At 65.6% G+C, this 15,181-nt stretch carries 13 protein-coding genes; 2 read left to right on the forward strand and 11 right to left on the reverse strand.

What is annotated here, in order from left to right:
* Positions 1-12: 12 nt before the first annotated feature.
* Complete coding sequence (locus C1737_RS07755; protein ID WP_102417649.1) at positions 13-492, reverse strand: VOC family protein; 480 nt, start codon at positions 490-492, stop codon at positions 13-15.
* A gap of 14 nt (positions 493-506) precedes the next feature.
* Positions 507-887 (reverse strand): helix-turn-helix domain-containing protein, encoded by a 381-nt coding sequence (locus C1737_RS07760; protein WP_068098504.1) that lies wholly within the window; start codon positions 885-887, stop codon positions 507-509.
* Positions 888-941: 54 nt separating this feature from the next.
* Between C1737_RS07760 and C1737_RS07765 the strand changes: the two genes are divergently transcribed.
* Positions 942-1,388, forward strand: a complete 447-nt coding sequence (locus C1737_RS07765) for a PPOX class F420-dependent oxidoreductase (RefSeq protein ID WP_102417650.1) — start codon at positions 942-944, stop codon at positions 1,386-1,388.
* Positions 1,389-1,934: 546 nt separating this feature from the next.
* On the opposite strand, the gene C1737_RS07770 is transcribed toward C1737_RS07765, so the two are convergent.
* The 4 genes from C1737_RS07770 to C1737_RS07785 form a co-directional block, all read right to left on the reverse strand.
* The gene (locus tag C1737_RS07770) at positions 1,935-3,659 is read right to left on the reverse strand and encodes an ABC transporter ATP-binding protein (protein WP_233214681.1); all 1,725 of its coding nucleotides are present in this window, start codon (positions 3,657-3,659) and stop codon (positions 1,935-1,937) included.
* A gap of 181 nt (positions 3,660-3,840) precedes the next feature.
* Entirely contained in the window at positions 3,841-5,022 is a 1,182-nt protein-coding gene (locus C1737_RS07775) for a DUF418 domain-containing protein (protein WP_142393437.1), read from the reverse strand.
* Positions 5,023-5,097: 75 nt separating this feature from the next.
* The gene (locus C1737_RS07780) at positions 5,098-6,213 is read right to left on the reverse strand and encodes a sensor histidine kinase (RefSeq protein WP_233214714.1); all 1,116 of its coding nucleotides are present in this window, start codon (positions 6,211-6,213) and stop codon (positions 5,098-5,100) included.
* Positions 6,213-6,866 (reverse strand): response regulator transcription factor, encoded by a 654-nt coding sequence (locus tag C1737_RS07785; protein ID WP_197509214.1) that lies wholly within the window; start codon positions 6,864-6,866, stop codon positions 6,213-6,215. The genes C1737_RS07780 and C1737_RS07785 overlap by 1 nt, the downstream gene beginning before the upstream one ends.
* A gap of 548 nt (positions 6,867-7,414) precedes the next feature.
* On the opposite strand from C1737_RS07785, the gene C1737_RS07790 reads away from it, so the two are divergent.
* Complete coding sequence (locus C1737_RS07790) at positions 7,415-7,627, forward strand: hypothetical protein (protein WP_067923241.1); 213 nt, start codon at positions 7,415-7,417, stop codon at positions 7,625-7,627.
* A 38-nt stretch (positions 7,628-7,665) separates the two neighbouring features.
* On the opposite strand, the gene C1737_RS07795 is transcribed toward C1737_RS07790, so the two are convergent.
* From C1737_RS07795 to C1737_RS07815, 5 genes are all read right to left on the reverse strand, one after another.
* On the reverse strand, positions 7,666-8,799 hold the full coding sequence (locus C1737_RS07795) for a sensor histidine kinase (RefSeq protein ID WP_102417654.1): 1,134 nt from the start codon (positions 8,797-8,799) through the stop codon (positions 7,666-7,668).
* A gap of 250 nt (positions 8,800-9,049) precedes the next feature.
* Positions 9,050-12,583, reverse strand: a complete 3,534-nt coding sequence (dnaE, locus tag C1737_RS07800) for a DNA polymerase III subunit alpha (RefSeq protein ID WP_102417655.1) — start codon at positions 12,581-12,583, stop codon at positions 9,050-9,052.
* A 68-nt stretch (positions 12,584-12,651) separates the two neighbouring features.
* Positions 12,652-13,083: an SRPBCC family protein gene (locus tag C1737_RS07805; RefSeq protein WP_067917932.1), complete on the reverse strand. Its 432-nt coding sequence runs from the start codon at positions 13,081-13,083 to the stop codon at positions 12,652-12,654.
* 209 nt (positions 13,084-13,292) lie between these two features.
* Positions 13,293-14,096, reverse strand: coding sequence for an SDR family oxidoreductase (locus C1737_RS07810; RefSeq protein WP_102417656.1), 804 nt, complete (start codon positions 14,094-14,096; stop codon positions 13,293-13,295).
* Between the two features lie 4 nt (positions 14,097-14,100).
* Entirely contained in the window at positions 14,101-15,141 is a 1,041-nt protein-coding gene (locus C1737_RS07815) for an SDR family NAD(P)-dependent oxidoreductase (protein WP_102417657.1), read from the reverse strand.
* Positions 15,142-15,181 lie beyond the last annotated feature (40 nt).

Here is a 15,181-nt window from a genome sequence, read left to right on the forward strand (position 1 = left end):
GCGCGGAACACATCACGCGGTATCGGGGCGCCAGAGCTGCAGCGTGCTCGAGATGCCGGCGGGCAGTTCCAGCAGTTCGATGGGGGTGCCGTCGGGGTCGTAGATAAAGAACATGCGCACGCCGCCGATATCGACGGGCGGTTCGGCCCGGACCTCGGGGTGCTCGCGCCGGACGGCGTCGAAGGTGGCGTCGAGGTCGTCGACCCGGAACGAGACGTTGGTGTAGCCCAGGTGCGGCCCGCTCGGACATTCGGGCACCTCACCCAAGGACAGCAGTTCGACCATGGCGGCACCGATCAGCCCGCCCACCATGCGACCCTGCTGCGCCGCGCCGCCTGTCACCGAATCCAGGCCGGCTCCGCCGAGTTCGACGTCGAAGACGACGTCCATGCCCAGCACCGCGGTGTAGAAGGCCAGGGAGGCCTCGATGTCGGAGACGCCGATGCACACGTGGGAGAAGTTCTGCACGGCGATGGTGGGCGGCCGGTTCATGGAGGCTCCTTCGCTCAGGCGGGCACGGCGGTGTGAATGCCGCACGTGCACGCGTCAATCGACGGACACGTGCAGCGCATACCCCACTCGATGACGGCGCGCGCCCGGGCCAGCGATTCCATCTGCGCGTCGATCTCGGCGAGCTTGGCCTCGGCCAGCGCGCGGCTGGCCGGACGACCCGGCGCGTCGTCGGCGAACAGCAGCTGGATCTCCTCCAGCGCGAAGCCGGCGGACTTGCAGAGCCGGATCACCTCGAGCCGGGCCAGCACCGAGTCGTCGTAGCGCCGCTGACCCCCCAACCGTCCGGGCGCCGGCACCAGCCCGATCTGTTCGTAGTACCGCAACGTGGTCGCCGCGACCCCGGCCCGGCGCGCCACCTCGCCGATCGTCAGCATCGGGCCTCCTTCGGCGCTTGACTTAGAGCCAACTCTAAGTCGTTGACTCGGGCGATGCACACACATTCACTCGACGGGCTGGGCGCGGCGCGCTACGCGCTGCTGCGATCGTTCCGCCGCGACGGCACCCCCGTCGACACTCCGATCTGGTTCGGGCGCGACGGCGACGCGCTGGTGTTCCGCACCAAGGTGGGGCCGAAGACCAGGCGGCTGACCGCGCACCCCGGCGTCGAGCTCACCGCCTGCGACTACCGCGGGCGAATTCGGCCGGGCGCTCCGGTGGTGGCGGGCCGCGCCACGCTCCTCTCCGGTGCCGCGGCCGAGCGGGCCAATAGCGTCCTGCGCGCCCGGTATGGCTGGCAGTGGAACATCGTGCCGCTGATCAAGGTGCCGGGTGTCACCAACGTTCACCAAGACCTGTGCGGGCGCGAGAAGCTGGCCCGCGCTCGCGACCGCGGCGTGTGGCCCGACAGCGTCATCGTCCGGGTGGAGGTGGCGTAGTGGCGCCGATGCCAACGGGCATCCGGCTTGGTTGCCGACAAGTCACCTCTTTGCACGCCGTGGGTACGGGGGTGATGGAGACTAGGGTCGCGAGGTTGGCGGGGGCGTCGGCGCGCCGGCCGGCGGCGAACCCGGACTCCCAGTACTGGGAGCGCCGGTACCAAACGGCGACGGGCCCCAGCCCGGCTCGGGGCCGGACCCATACGGCCCGTCGTGCCAGCCCGGGCCATCGTATGCGGCATCGGAGCCCCAGCAGTCGGAAGATTGGCCGCCTATGAGGTATCCCAGCGCGAAAATGGCGCTGGCAATGACCACACCGCCAACGGCGATTCCGACCCCCGCAGCGATCCGATAGATCCTCTGCGATGACTCAGCACGACCGACCATGCCGCTCTCAACTCTCGTCGTCGCGGATTGCTCTCGCTGCGTGGCTATTTCGTTCATAGACCCAATCGTCGTGGCTTGTGCCGAAAATGGCGATCCGCCAGGCGTCGATTCTTGCCATCCGAATGGATGCACAAGTAAGCCGAGCTGCCTCGGTTCCACCTACGGCGATCCATTTCTCCCGATACGCAGGGAATTGACCAGATCGCGGTAAAGATCATCGGTGGAGAGCAACTCAGGATGTTTACCCTGAGACCGAATTCGACCGTCGTGCATGACGACGATCGTGTCCGCGTCGGTAACCGTCGAAAGGCGGTGGGCCACAGTTATGACCATCTGCTCGCGTGCCTGCTCGCGAACGCATGACTGGATCGCGGCTTCGGTCAGCCCGTCGACGTGTGCGGTTGCCTCATCGAGCAGGAGTATCTCTGAGGGCCGGATGATTGCGCGCGCGAGAGCGATGCGCTGCCGTTGGCCCACCGAAAGTGGTGAAGAGGTGAGGTCGGTGTCAAGACCGTGCTCGAGAGCTGCGATGTCTTCGGCAAGTTGCACTTTCGCTAACGCCTTGTGCAACTCGGATTCGGACGCATCCTCATAGGTAAGCGTGAGATTGTCGCGGACGGTACCCGGTATGACCGGCACCTCCTGTTCGACCAGGGCCATGCGTTGGCGGATCTCGGCATGTGTATACCGAGAGTAGGGCTCGCCCAGCAACAGCACTTCGCCTTCCCGTGGCTCCAGGAAGCGCATGATCAATGACAAGACTGTCGTCTTTCCGGCGCCCGAAGGGCCAACAATAGCCAGCTGTCCGGTACGCGGGATGACCAGGTCGAGTCCCCGCACAACGTATCGGTGTCCACCGTAGTCCGCGGTAACACAACGAAATTCGATTAACGGCGGAGCGCCGACCCGACCCGCGCCGTCTCCGAGGGGCTGAGAGGTGGGGTCGGCCTCCGTGTCGAGTGCTTGGATTTCCAACATGCGACCCGCCGCAGCGATTCCCGATTGTAGTGTCGAAACATTGACCGACAGTTCGGTAACCGGATCCATCAGACCAAACGCGTACAACAGGAAGGCGATGAGACTGGAGAGTGTCATCGCGCCCGCGCTCACCCGCGATGCTCCCACAGCGACAACGACGATGATCGCGAGATCCACGCCGGCCCAGGCGATCGTCTCGGCGATCGCCTTCCTGCGTACGGCGCGGACAGCATGACGGCTAGCCTGCTTGGCGGCGCCGATCACGCGATCAGCCTGGCGGTCCTCTGCGCGGCTGGCTTTCACGCTGCGAATTGCTCGAAGCGTGCCCTCCAATATGCCGCCGGCGTGCGCGAGATGGCTCTGGGCCGTCTGCTGCTCGTCAGCGATGCCCGGCATCAGCAGCATGAAAAGCAATGCCACCAGGGAGATTGCGGTGAGCGTGGTCACCAGCAGCGCGGGATCGAGCACGCCCATCAGAATCAGGGTGCCAACCATCATCACAGTTCCGTTGATCAGGGCGACCACGCTCGTCGAAGCGGCGTCGCGAAGCAGCACGGAATCGGAGGTGACCCGGGCCACGAGCTCACCCGCCGGTCGGCTGATCAGAGTCGGCACGGTTACCCGAACAAGCCGATGCACCAGCGACTTTCGAGCGCCGAGCACGATGCGCTCGCCGACGGTGCCGAGCAGCACCATCTGGACGCACCGGATCGTTGCGCTGAGGGCTAACAACCCGGCAAGTGCCGCCACCGGACCCCTCAGTGATGCATGGCCACCGAGGGTGTCGAGAACCGATTTGGTGATCATCGGCGTCGCCAGTCCCGCAGTTGAAGCCAGCAGGCCGAGAAGGAGGCCGGCCAGCAGCGCGCCGCGATGGGGTCTGGTGAACGACCAGAGCAATCCCAATCGTGTCCGGCCGCAATTTGGACCGGCGGCTGCTACATGGTTTTTCGACATTGAAGAGGGCTCAGATCAGCGGAGGTTGCGACGACGCCGGTCCATGCTCAGCTCCAGGTGCACAGCACCGGGCTCCGACGTCCGACTGCCGATTTTGGCGGATCGCTCTTTTGCACGTCGCGTCGATGGATCACGAGACCCGCGCCGTTACGCGATGAATACATTCCTCAATCGGACCGCGCCGGCTGTATCGCATCCAAATCCAGGAGGCGACAACGGCAATGGCGGCGAACGTGCAAAAGCTCAGCACCGATTCGCCCGTCGGGGGTGGACTGGATCCGCCGTCGCGCGCTGCCATATCCATTGCCTCTATGGCGATGAGGTGGCCGACATACACGGTCAACGACATCGACCCCATAGCGACCAGGGGCGCGACAGCGCGCGGGATCCGATTCGCCACCGAGATGCAGCACGCCACCACGACGATCGCTATGCCCAGACCGCCGAGAATCTCGAATGGTGTGCCGGTGTGCCCCTCGGCGTTGAGCAACGAGGTCCACCGCACATCCGCCCCAGAGTTCCCGGTTGTCCCATGTGATTCGTCGAACGAGGCGACCGCGGCACCATTGACGGTCTTACCCAAAACCCATGCGCCGCCGTAAGCGAGCAGGGCGACCGAAGCACCGCCTGCAATCAGCTTCCGACGGACAGTCGATCGTTGTAGCTCGAGCCGGCCCAGCGCGATCCCGCCGATCACGAACGGCGTCCACGTCAGAACCGGGTAGCCGCCAGTGAGAAACAGATTCGTCAGACCGTCCCCCCCTATCCGACTTACGGGATCGAACCGCTCGGCCGCCTTCAAAGGTGTGATGACGGCCGGGTGGCGCAACATGATCGACACGATCGGGGTCAGAACCGCGAGGACTGCAGCGATTCCAAGGTTCATGGCCGGTCGCAATCGCAAGAACGGCAACGCGATCAGGAAAAGGATGCCGTAATACGCCAGGATCACCGGTATCGCCGTGCCCCATATTGTCAGGCCCGTGCCGATTGCGAAGATGATGCCGGCACGCACCACAACCCGCCGCTTAAGCACAGCGGGCACAGTTTGACCAGCGGTGCGCGGGCCACCGGTGACCAATGCCAGAGACAAACCGGCCAAGGTGGCGAACAGTATCGAGGCTCGGCCCTGCGAGGCGTACGCCATCGGACCCGCCACGCCGCCCGCTCTAGGATCCGGCCCCACATGGACGGCAAACATTCCCAATACCGCTAGGCCCCGTGCCAGATCGACGCCGGTGATCCGGCCGGCAACGGATGGTTGAGACTCGTCATCACCGACGGCGGTAGGTTCGTCAACTAATCCAGTCACTGTGCAATCGTGCTGGATCCAACGGTATTGCGGCACCGGGCAACTGGCTATTCCGCGCGACCAACCGGCCAGACCTTAGACGTGGGTGGGCAGCCTGATCTGTAGTTGGTAGCCGCCGTCGCTGAGATGGGTTGCGTGCAGGGTGCCGCCAAGTAGTTCGGCGCGCTCACGCAAGCCGAGCAGCCCCTGCTGGGCGCTGGGCAGCTGGTCGGGAGGCCGGTGGGGCTTGCTGTTGGTCAGTGTCAACCCCACTCGTCGCCGGTCGATCGACAACTCGACGCAGGCGGTGGCGCCGGGAGCGTGCTTGGTGACGTTGGTCAGGCCTTCTTGCACGGCTCGATAGATGACACGCTGTACCACCGCTGAAGGGGTGATGGCGGCGTTTGAACGTGTCCTGACTACCGCCGACACACCGGATCCGGCAACGAGGGTGGCCACATCATCGAGTCCCGGTTGCGGCGCCGGCGCGGCGGTGTTGCCGCCAGCCGCCCGCAGTACTCCCACCATTTCCCGGAGCTCGTCGAGGGTCTTCACGCACAGCGCGCGGATCGTCTCAGCTATTCGCACGGTGGCATCGTCGGGCGCGGTGACCTGCAGCGCACCCGACTGCACCGCGATCAGGCTGACTTGATGCGACACCACGTCATGCATCTCGCGGGCCAGATCCGCGCGTTCTCGCGCCAGCGCACGCTCAACGAGCAGCTCCTCTTCATGCCGGTGGGCGCGCTCAATCTCGGCCAGCTTGCTCGACAGCTCGGACCGGGCTCGCACGAGCAGGCCGAGCAACACCGGCGCGACTGCGAAAATGATGCCGTAGAGGGCGGACCACGCGGTGCCCAGACTCCAGTAGGACTCCTCCTCCCGCCACGGCGCGGAATAGCAGACGAACACGATCAGTGCGCACGCGATTAGCCCGCTTCGGGCCGGTCGTCGTTCCGCTACCGTGAACAAGCCCACCATCGCGGCCAGCACGCCATAACCGATCACCGTCGCGGCGACCGTCAGCGCGAAAACCACGTAGGGGGCGCGGGCGCGGAAACACAAGCCGACAATGCCGACAGCAGCCGCCAAAATCCAGCCCGGAGAATGGGTCTCACTGGTGAGGATCGATACCGCGGCGTCAGCGGCCGCCAGTACGATCAAGATGCCGTTGATCGCATGCTGACGGGTCCCCGACGGGAGCGACGTCATCACGTCGGATCACGCTCCAAAATCCCTGCACGTTGGGCGATGATTGCGGCTTCCACTCGCGTCTTGACCGAGAGCTTGGCGAGAATCGAGCTGACTTGGTCCTTGACGGTGCCAACGCTGGAAAAAAGCTTAGAGGCGATCTCGCCGTTGGAGTAACCGCGCGCCACAAGTAGCAGCACGTCGACCTCGCGTGCACTCAGGCCACCAACTTTGCTTGCCGCGACACGATCGACGGGGTCCGCCAGGTAACCCGCGATCACCTTCGGGCTGACCTTGTCCGAGAGCACCAGCCCACCGGCGGCCAAGCTGCGCACCATCGCGGGAAGTTGGACGGGGTCGGTGTCTTTCAAGAGGAATCCGGCGGCACCCAGTCGCAGCGCGGAGGCGATGTATTCGTCGGCGTCGAAGGTCGTCAGCATCGCCACCACGGGTGACCAGTCGGCGGCCATGAGTTCGGCCAACACGGCCAAACCATCCTTTCCGGGCATCCGGATATCCAGCAACACCACATCCGGCTGGTGCTCGGCGATCAGCTCCACGGCATGGACACCGTCGGTGGTGGCGACCACGTCAACGTCCGGGGCCGCTGACAGGATCAGCTCGAAGCCCGACCGGATCAAGGCTTCGTCATCGACAATGACCACGCTGATCACGAGACGGGACCTCCTCATGCACCGACGGTCTCTGCGGTGAAGGTACTCGCAACCGCGGACGCAGTTCATCGGCCGACCCAACATCCAGCCAACTGGCTGCCAAAACTGGCCACCTGAGGTTGCGCCGTATCGACTCGACTGAGCGCGCCGCGACGTTTAGAGTCGAACCCCTCGCGCCAAGCACACGAGGACGGCGCGCCGAGCGCCGAATCCAGCTAGCCGGGTAAGCGCGTCCATCCACTCGGATGGCTAAAACCGACACCTGCCGGATTTCGGTTTCCGATCCGGGCCGTCAAGGTCGTATCGATGAGTCAAAGAACTGCGCAGCCGGGTCAATTCGGCGCGAGGGCCACTTTGAGTGAGTCTCGTCTCAGGTTCAGGCCTGCGGCGGGTCTGATCCTCGCCGTCGCGGCATTGACCGCCTCGGGCTGCACGGCGCCGTTGACTATCAAATGCAACTCACCCTTCACCTGCACAGGCTGAAACCGGTCACAGTCAAGGCTGGGGGATCGTTTCTCAGACCACATTCTGCTGATCGGAAAGAAATATTGGACGTCAACAGCTTTCGGGGTGCCGAGCAATTCATCCAATTGTGGTGCCTCTACGAACGCGGATTTGCGGAGGGCATGGCTGCGGCGATCCGAGTGGTCGAGGAATTAATGTGCGGCGACGACACAACCGATCACCAACGGGAAGTGTTGCTTGTGCTCGCCGACTCGCTTCGGAAAGCCAAGAAGACGCGGATGTTCGGTGATTCGTGAAATGGACGCGGCTGTGAGCCTCTGTAGCCGCGTCATGGTCAAACATGTGTGGGTAGCGTCATCGACATTTGGTAGCCGCCGTCACTGAGCGGGCCTGCGCATAAGGTGCCTCCGAGCAGTTCGGCGCGTTCGCGTAGACCCGGCAGCCCCTGTTGCGCCCCGGGCAGTTGGTCAGGTGGGCGGTCGGGTTTGCTGTTAACGAGCAGCAGCCTCACCTGGCCGTGGTCGATCTGTAGCTCGACCGTGGCGGTGGCCCCTGGAGCATGCTTGGTGATGTTGGTCAGACCCTCTTGTACTGCGCGGTAAATGGTGTGCTGCACTACGGGCGACGGGATGATCGCGGTGTCGGGACGAGGTCTGATGACAGCTGGCACGCCGGAAGCGGCGACCAGGCTGTCAATATTTGCAAGCCCGGGTTGAGGTGTGACCTCGGCAGTTTGGCTTGCGGATGCGCGCAGTACTCCGACCATTTGGCGCAGTTCGTCGAGCGTCTGCACGCTGAGTGCCCGTATTGTCCGGGCTGCTTGTGCGGTGGCGTCGTCGTTCGCGGTGACCTGTAGGGCGCCGGACTGCACCGCGATCAGGCTCACTTGATGTGACACCACGTCGTGCATCTCCCGCGCGAGGTCGGCGCGTTCGCGTGCCAGCGCGCGCTCGATGAGCAACTGCTCCTCGTGCCGGCGTACGCGCTCAATCTCGTCCAGCTGACTCGACAGATCGGCTCGGGCCCGAATCAGCAAACCAAGCAAGATCGGTGCAACCGCGAACACTACGGCGTATAGGGCAGCCCAGACGGTGCTCAGAACCGAATACGGGTTCGCCCACGGCTCGGTGAAGCAGATGAACGCGGTGCCCCCGCAGACGCCCAGCGCGCGGAGCGACGGCCGCCTTCGCGCCACCGTCAACAATGCCACCTGGGAAGCGAGCATGCCGGTGGTGACTGCCGCAGCCGGAATGGTTAACGCAAAAGCCAGATAGGGCGCGCGGTGACGGAAAAACAATCCGACTATCGCGACCCCGGCCAACAGCAAACTAAAGCGCGTTGACAATGCCAGGCCAGGGACATAAGCCTGGCTGTACAGGGTGGATACCGTGCCGTCGGTCGCCGCGACCGCAATCAGCGCGCCATTGATGACACGCTGATGTCGAATCGACCAGAGACGGGCGATCATGCCGGATCGGGATTCGGCATTCCAGAACGCTTGGTGATGCGTTTCGTGATCGCCATGCGAGTGACCTTATCTGAGCGCACGATCCCGTCCGCGACACGTTCCGCACCATCGCGAGTACTTGCACAACATCGTTGTCTGGCAGCAGAAACCGAGTTGCGCGGCCATGTCAAAGTCTTGTGCCCGCAAAGTACCAACTCAAAGCGCGATTCAATCAATGCTTGGGCATGAACCCTGACGCCCGAGCCGCGGTCTAGCTGCCCAGGCACCCCGGACCGAGCAGCTCCTTGAGATCACCCATCAGCGCCGGCGAGGGCGTCACCCGCAGCGAGGCGTCCAGTTCCAGGGTGGTGATGCGGTCCCCGCTGATCAGCCGCAGATGCACCTGCGCGGTGCCGGGGTGACGCGCCAGCACCTGCTTGAGCGCGCTGACCTTGTCGACGGTGCACTGCCGGGTGGGCAGGCTGACCGCGATCGGCCGGTTCGGCTGGGCGTTGGAAAAGTCCGGCACCACAAGGTCGTTGGCGATCAGGCTGATCCGGTCGTCGCGGACGGCGACCTTGGCGTTGATCAGCACCACCGCGTCGTCGGCGATGTCGGCGCCGTAGGTGGAATAGGCGTGCGGGAAGAACATCACCTCGATGCCACCGGTGAGGTCTTCCAGTTGCGCTGAGGCCCAGGGCATCCCGTTCTTGTTGACCCGCCGGTTGACCGACGCCAGGATGCCGCCGACCCGAACCTGGGTGTCGTTGGGGACGTCGCCGTCCAGGATGGCCGGGATCTGGGTGTCCACCTGCGCCGCCAGCAGGTGCGCCACGCCGTTCAGCGGATGCCCCGACACGTACAGGCCCAGCATCTCCCGCTCCAGGGCCAGCTTGTGCTTGTCCTCCCACTCGTCTTCGGGCACCTTGATGGTGAACACCGACTCGGTGCAGCCGTCCTCGCCGCCGAACAGGTCGAATTGCCCCATCGCCTCAGCCTTTTTGGTGCCCAGCACCGAATCGACGGCATCGGTGTGCACCAGGAAGAGGCCCTTGCGGGCATGGCTCAGCGAGTCGAACGCGCCCGCCTTGATCAACGACTCCGTCACCTTCTTGTTGCAGGCCGAGACATCGATCTTGTTCAGGTAGTCCGAGAAGTCGGTGAACTTCCCCTTCTCGTTGCGGGTCTTGATCAGCGAACCCACCACGTTGGCGCCGACGTTGCGCACCGCACCCAGCCCGAACCGGATGTCCTGGCCGACCGACGCGAAGTTCACCAGGGACTCGTTGACGTCCGGCGGCAGCACGGTGATGCCCAGCTTGCGGCAGTCCGCCAGGTAGACCGCGGCCTTGTCCTTGTCGTCGCCCACCGAGGTCAACAGCCCGGCCATGTATTCGGCCGGATAGTTGGCCTTGAGATAGGCGGTCCAGTACGACACCAGGCCGTAACCGGCGGCGTGCGACTTGTTGAACGCATACCCGGCGAACGGAAGAATGGTGTCCCACAACGCCTTCACGGCTTTCTCCGAGAACCCGTTGGCGGTCATGCCCTCGTAGAAGCCCTTGTACTCGGCCTCGAGGACCTCGAGCTTCTTCTTGCCCATCGCCTTGCGCAGCGCGTCGGCCTTGCCCATCGTGTAGGAGGCGACCTTCTGGGCGATGAACATGATCTGCTCTTGGTAGACGATCAGACCGTAAGTCTCCGAGAGGATCTCGCGCAGCGGCTCCTCGAGCTCCGGGTGGATCGGCTTGATGGCCTGCCGGGCGTTCTTGCGGTCGGCGTAGTCGTTGTGGGCGTTCATGCCCATCGGGCCCGGGCGGTACAGCGCGAGCACGGCGACGATGTCGTTGAACTCGGTCGGCTGCATGCGGCGCAGCAGGTCACGCATCGGCCCGCCGTCGAGCTGGAACACGCCCAGGGTGTCGCCTCGGCCCAGCAGCTCGTAGGTGGGCTTGTCGTCGAGCGGCACCGACTCCAGGTCGAGGTCAATTCCCCTGTTGGCCTTGATGTTTTCCAGCGCGTCGCCGATGATCGTCAGGTTGCGCAGGCCCAGGAAGTCCATCTTCAGCAGGCCGATGGCCTCGCACGACGGGTAGTCCCAGCCGGTGATGATGGCGCCGTCCTGCGGCCGCTTCCACAGCGGGATGGCCTCGGTGAGCGGCTCGCTGCTCATGATCACCGCGCAGGCGTGCACGCCGGCGTTGCGGATCAGACCCTCCAGGCCGCGCGCGGTCTGGTAGATGGTGCGGACGTCCGGATCGGTTTCGATCAGGCCGCGGACCTCGGCGGCTTCCTTGTACCGCTCGTGCGCCGGGTCGGTGATGCCCGAGAGCGGGATGTCCTTGGCCATGATCGGCGGCGGCAGCGCCTTGGTGATCCGGTCGGCGATGGCGAAGCCGGGCTGACCGTAATGGATGCGCGCCGAATCCTTCAGCGCCGCTTTCGTTTTGATGGTGCCGAAGGTGATGACCTGGGCGACGCGGTCCTGGCCCCACTTGTCAGCGGCGTAGCGCACCATCTCACCGCGACGACGGTCGTCGAAGTCGATGTCGATGTCGGGTGCCGACGGGCGCTCGGGGTTGAGGAACCGCTCGAACAGCAGCCCGTGCGGGATCGGGTCGATGTTGGTGATACCCAGCGCGTAGGCCACCAGCGAGCCCGCCGCCGAACCGCGGCCGGGCCCCACCCGGATGTCGACCGACCGGGCGTAATTGATCAGGTCGGCGACGATCAGGAAGTACGACGGGAAGCCCTTGTCGCAGATGACCTTGATCTCGTACTCGGCCCGGTCGATGTAGTCCTGGCCGACGCCCGTGGGGAATCGCCGCCGAAGCCCGGCCATCACTTCGTGGTGCAGCCAGGTCGCCTGGTCGTGTCCCTCGGGCACCGGGAAGACCGGCATCCGGTCCCGCGGCGTCCACACGTCGTCGTACGGCTGCACCCGTTCGGCGATCAGCAGCGTCGAGTCGCAGGCGCCGGGCACCTCGGCGTCCCAGATCTGGCGCATCTCGGCGGCGGACTTGAGGTAGTAGCCGTCGCCGTCGAACTTGAACCGGTTCGGGTCCGACAGCGTCTTACCGGTCTGCACGCACAACAGCGCCTCGTGGTTGTGGGCGGCGTCGCGGGTGACGTAGTGGCAGTCGTTGGTGGCCAGCGGCGGGATGCCGAGCTTGCGTCCGATCTCGAGCAAGCCCTCGCGGACGCGCTGCTCGATGGACAGCCCGTGGTCCATCAGCTCGAGGAAGTAGTTGTCGGCGCCGAAGATCTCGCGCCACTTGGCGGCCGATTCCAGCGCCTCACGGTCGTGCCCCAGCCGCAGCCGGGTCTGCACCTCACCCGACGGGCAGCCCGTGGTGGCGATGATGCCCTGGGCGTGCTCGGCGATGAGCTCGGCGTCCATCCGCGACCACTTGCCGAGCTGGCCCTCGAAGGAGGCCAACGACGAGAGCTTGAACAGGTTGCGCAGTCCGGTGGCGTTCTCGGCGACCATCGTCAGGTGCGTGTAGGAACCACTACCCGAGACGTCGTCGGACTTCTGGCCCGGGTCACCCCACTGGATGCGGCGGGTGTCGAAGCGCGAGCCGGGCGCGATGTACGCCTCGACCCCGATGATCGGCTTGATCCCGGCCTTGGCCGCCGCGTTGTAGAACTCGCTGGCGCCGAACATGTTTCCGTGGTCGGTCATCCCGACCGCAGGCATCCCCAGCCGCTCCACCTCGGTCAGCATCGGCGTGATCTTCGCGGCCCCGTCCAGCATCGAGTACTCGGTGTGGTTATGCAGGTGCACGAAGGAGGAGTGGTTCATAGGGACGCCAGTCTATGACCGCGGACCGACACGAGTTCGGCGTGTCGCCGCGTGTGTCTCGCGCGGTTTTACCCGTACATCTCGACGAAGTTCTTCAGCGACTTCTGCACATCGCCTTTGACGGCGCGCGCCGCCGCCGAACCGACCGGGCCGAACAGCGGACGCCCGCCCAGCTCGAGCCGCAGTCCGAGCGTCGATCCCTCGGCGGCGGCTCGCACGGTGAGCGTGACGGCGTACTTGGCGCCGCCCTTGCCCGAACCCGACAGCGCCACCTCGTGCGGCGGATCCCACGTGGTCACCGTCCAGGTCACCCGGTTACGGAACCCCTTCGCCCGGGCGACGCCCACCACCTGGACGCCCTCGCCGAGCTCGTCGGGCAGATCACTGCGCCAGCCCTCGTGCATCACCAGCCAGTCTCCCAGGTCCGACAAGTCGGAGACGTGGTCCCACATGTCCTGCGGGCTCATCGGTACGTCGGCGGTCAGGTCAACAGCGGCCATGCGCGGAGCCTAGCGCGGCCGCTTCGTCACACCCGCCCCGCGCGCCCCCGCTCGGAGGGATGCGGATCAGAGGGATGCGGCGTTGCGCCCGCCTCGTAGCGACAATCCGAGACCCGCTGCGCGGTAGCCGCCTTTGTCGCTGTGAGGCGGGCACCTCGTCGATCGCCCCGGCGCAGTGACGGAAGTGACCGAGGGGACGCGGCGCACGCTCAGCGGCTGGGTCCCCCGCGGAAGCGGCTACCGATCCGGATCCCCGGCAGCAGCAGACCCCGCGGCGCGAACCTGCCGCCGGTGCTGACGACCTTCGGCACCACACCGGGCACGACGGTGCGCCTGCCGGCCAGCATCCCGGCGATCGCCGCCTCGGCGACGTCGCGCGGCGAGACCTGCGCGATGGGAATGCTGAACCGCTCGGCGTTGGCGATCTCGGCCCACTCGGTCGGCACCGGCCCGGGACACAGGCACGTGACCGACACCCCGGTGCCGTGCAGCTCCTCGTGGACGGCCTCGGAGAACGTCTGCACGAACGCCTTGGTGGCCGAGTAGACCGCCATGTACGGCACCGGCTGAAAGCCGGCGATCGAGGCGATGTTCATCACCGCCCCGACACCGCGCTTGACCATGCCGGACAGGGCCGCGTGGGTGAGTTCCATCAGCGCCAGCGCGTTGAGGGTGACCTCCTCGCTTTCGCGCTCGAGCGGCAGCTCGTGGAAGACGCCGCTGGTGCCGAAGCCCGCGCTGTTGCACAGGCCGGCGATCGGCTCGGCGCGCAGCCGGTCCGCCAGCTTCGCGCGGCCCTTCGAATCGCCCAGGTCCAGCGGCAGCACCTCGACCGCCACGGAGTACTCCTGGCCGACTTCGTTGGCCAGCTCGTCGAGGCGTTCCCGGCGCCGCGCGACCAGCAACAGCGGGAAGCCGCGGCGGGCCAGCCCGCGGGCCAGTTCGGCGCCGATGCCGGACGAGGCGCCGGTGATGACGACGGTGGTCTGGATGTCGGGCTTGGGAAGGCTCATGATGTCACCAATGTATCCCGCGGGTCGCCCGCACAAACGTCTCGCTGCGCTTGTCGAATTGCTGTGACTCGCTTGCAGATTCGTCACCCCGGGCGGCTTCGGAGTCGCCGAACATGGCGAACGCCCGGTTGCGCACTCGGTCCATCACCGCCGGGTTCACGGCGTCGGCGACGGCGGCGAACTGCCCGAACGGCGAGCTGGCCCGCCGGGGCCGGTGCACGATGGCGTCCGCGATCACCCCGGCCGCCTGATCCGGCGTCAGCGCCGGGAACTTGTCGTAGAGCGTGGTCGGGCTGATCATCGGCGTGCGCACCAGGGCCATGTGCACGGTGGTGAACTTGACGCCGTCGTTGACGGTTTCGGCCTGCAGGGAATCGCACAGGCTGTCCAGCGCGGCCTTGCTGGCGATGTAGGCGCCGAAGCGCGGCGCACGGGTCTGCACACCCACCGAGGAGACGTTGATGATGTGCCCGAATCCGCGTTCCCGCATCCCGGGGATGAATTTGAGGATGAGCTGGACGGCGCCCAGATAGTTCAGCTGCATGGTCCGCTGGTAGTCGTGGATCCGGTCGTAGGACAGCTCCAGCGAGCGCCGGATGGACCGCCCCGCGTTGTTGATCAGGATGTCGACGCCGCCGAGGTCGCCCAGCACCTGGTCGGCCATCGCGGCGATGGCGTCCATGTCGGACAGGTCGCACGGGTAGACGTGTGCGGTGCCACCGTTGCCTTCGATTTCTGAGGCGACCTTTTCCAGGTTTTCCCGGGTCCGCGCGACCAGCACGACCGTGCCGCCCGCTTCGGCGATCTTCTTTGCGGCGGCCTCGCCGATGCCCGACGATCCCCCAGTGATCAGGACGGTCTTGCCCCCCACCGCCTCGTCGAGCGTGCGGCCCTGGACGGCGTCGAGCAGATTCCTCAGGTAGAAGGGCCGGTAGCGCCCCGCGGAGTTGGGCGTGTTGACGAGGTGGGACACCGCCGCGATCGGCTTCTCCACCAAGTTCGCGAGCGGCTTTTCGACCAAGCTCGTCAAGTCACCAAGATTCATCGGCTTTCGCTCCTGATGGTGTCGGCCCCCCGACCGCAAT

The sequence above is a fragment of the Mycobacterium sp. 4858 genome, from assembly GCF_900240975.1.
GTDB lineage: Bacteria > Actinomycetota > Actinomycetes > Mycobacteriales > Mycobacteriaceae > Mycobacterium.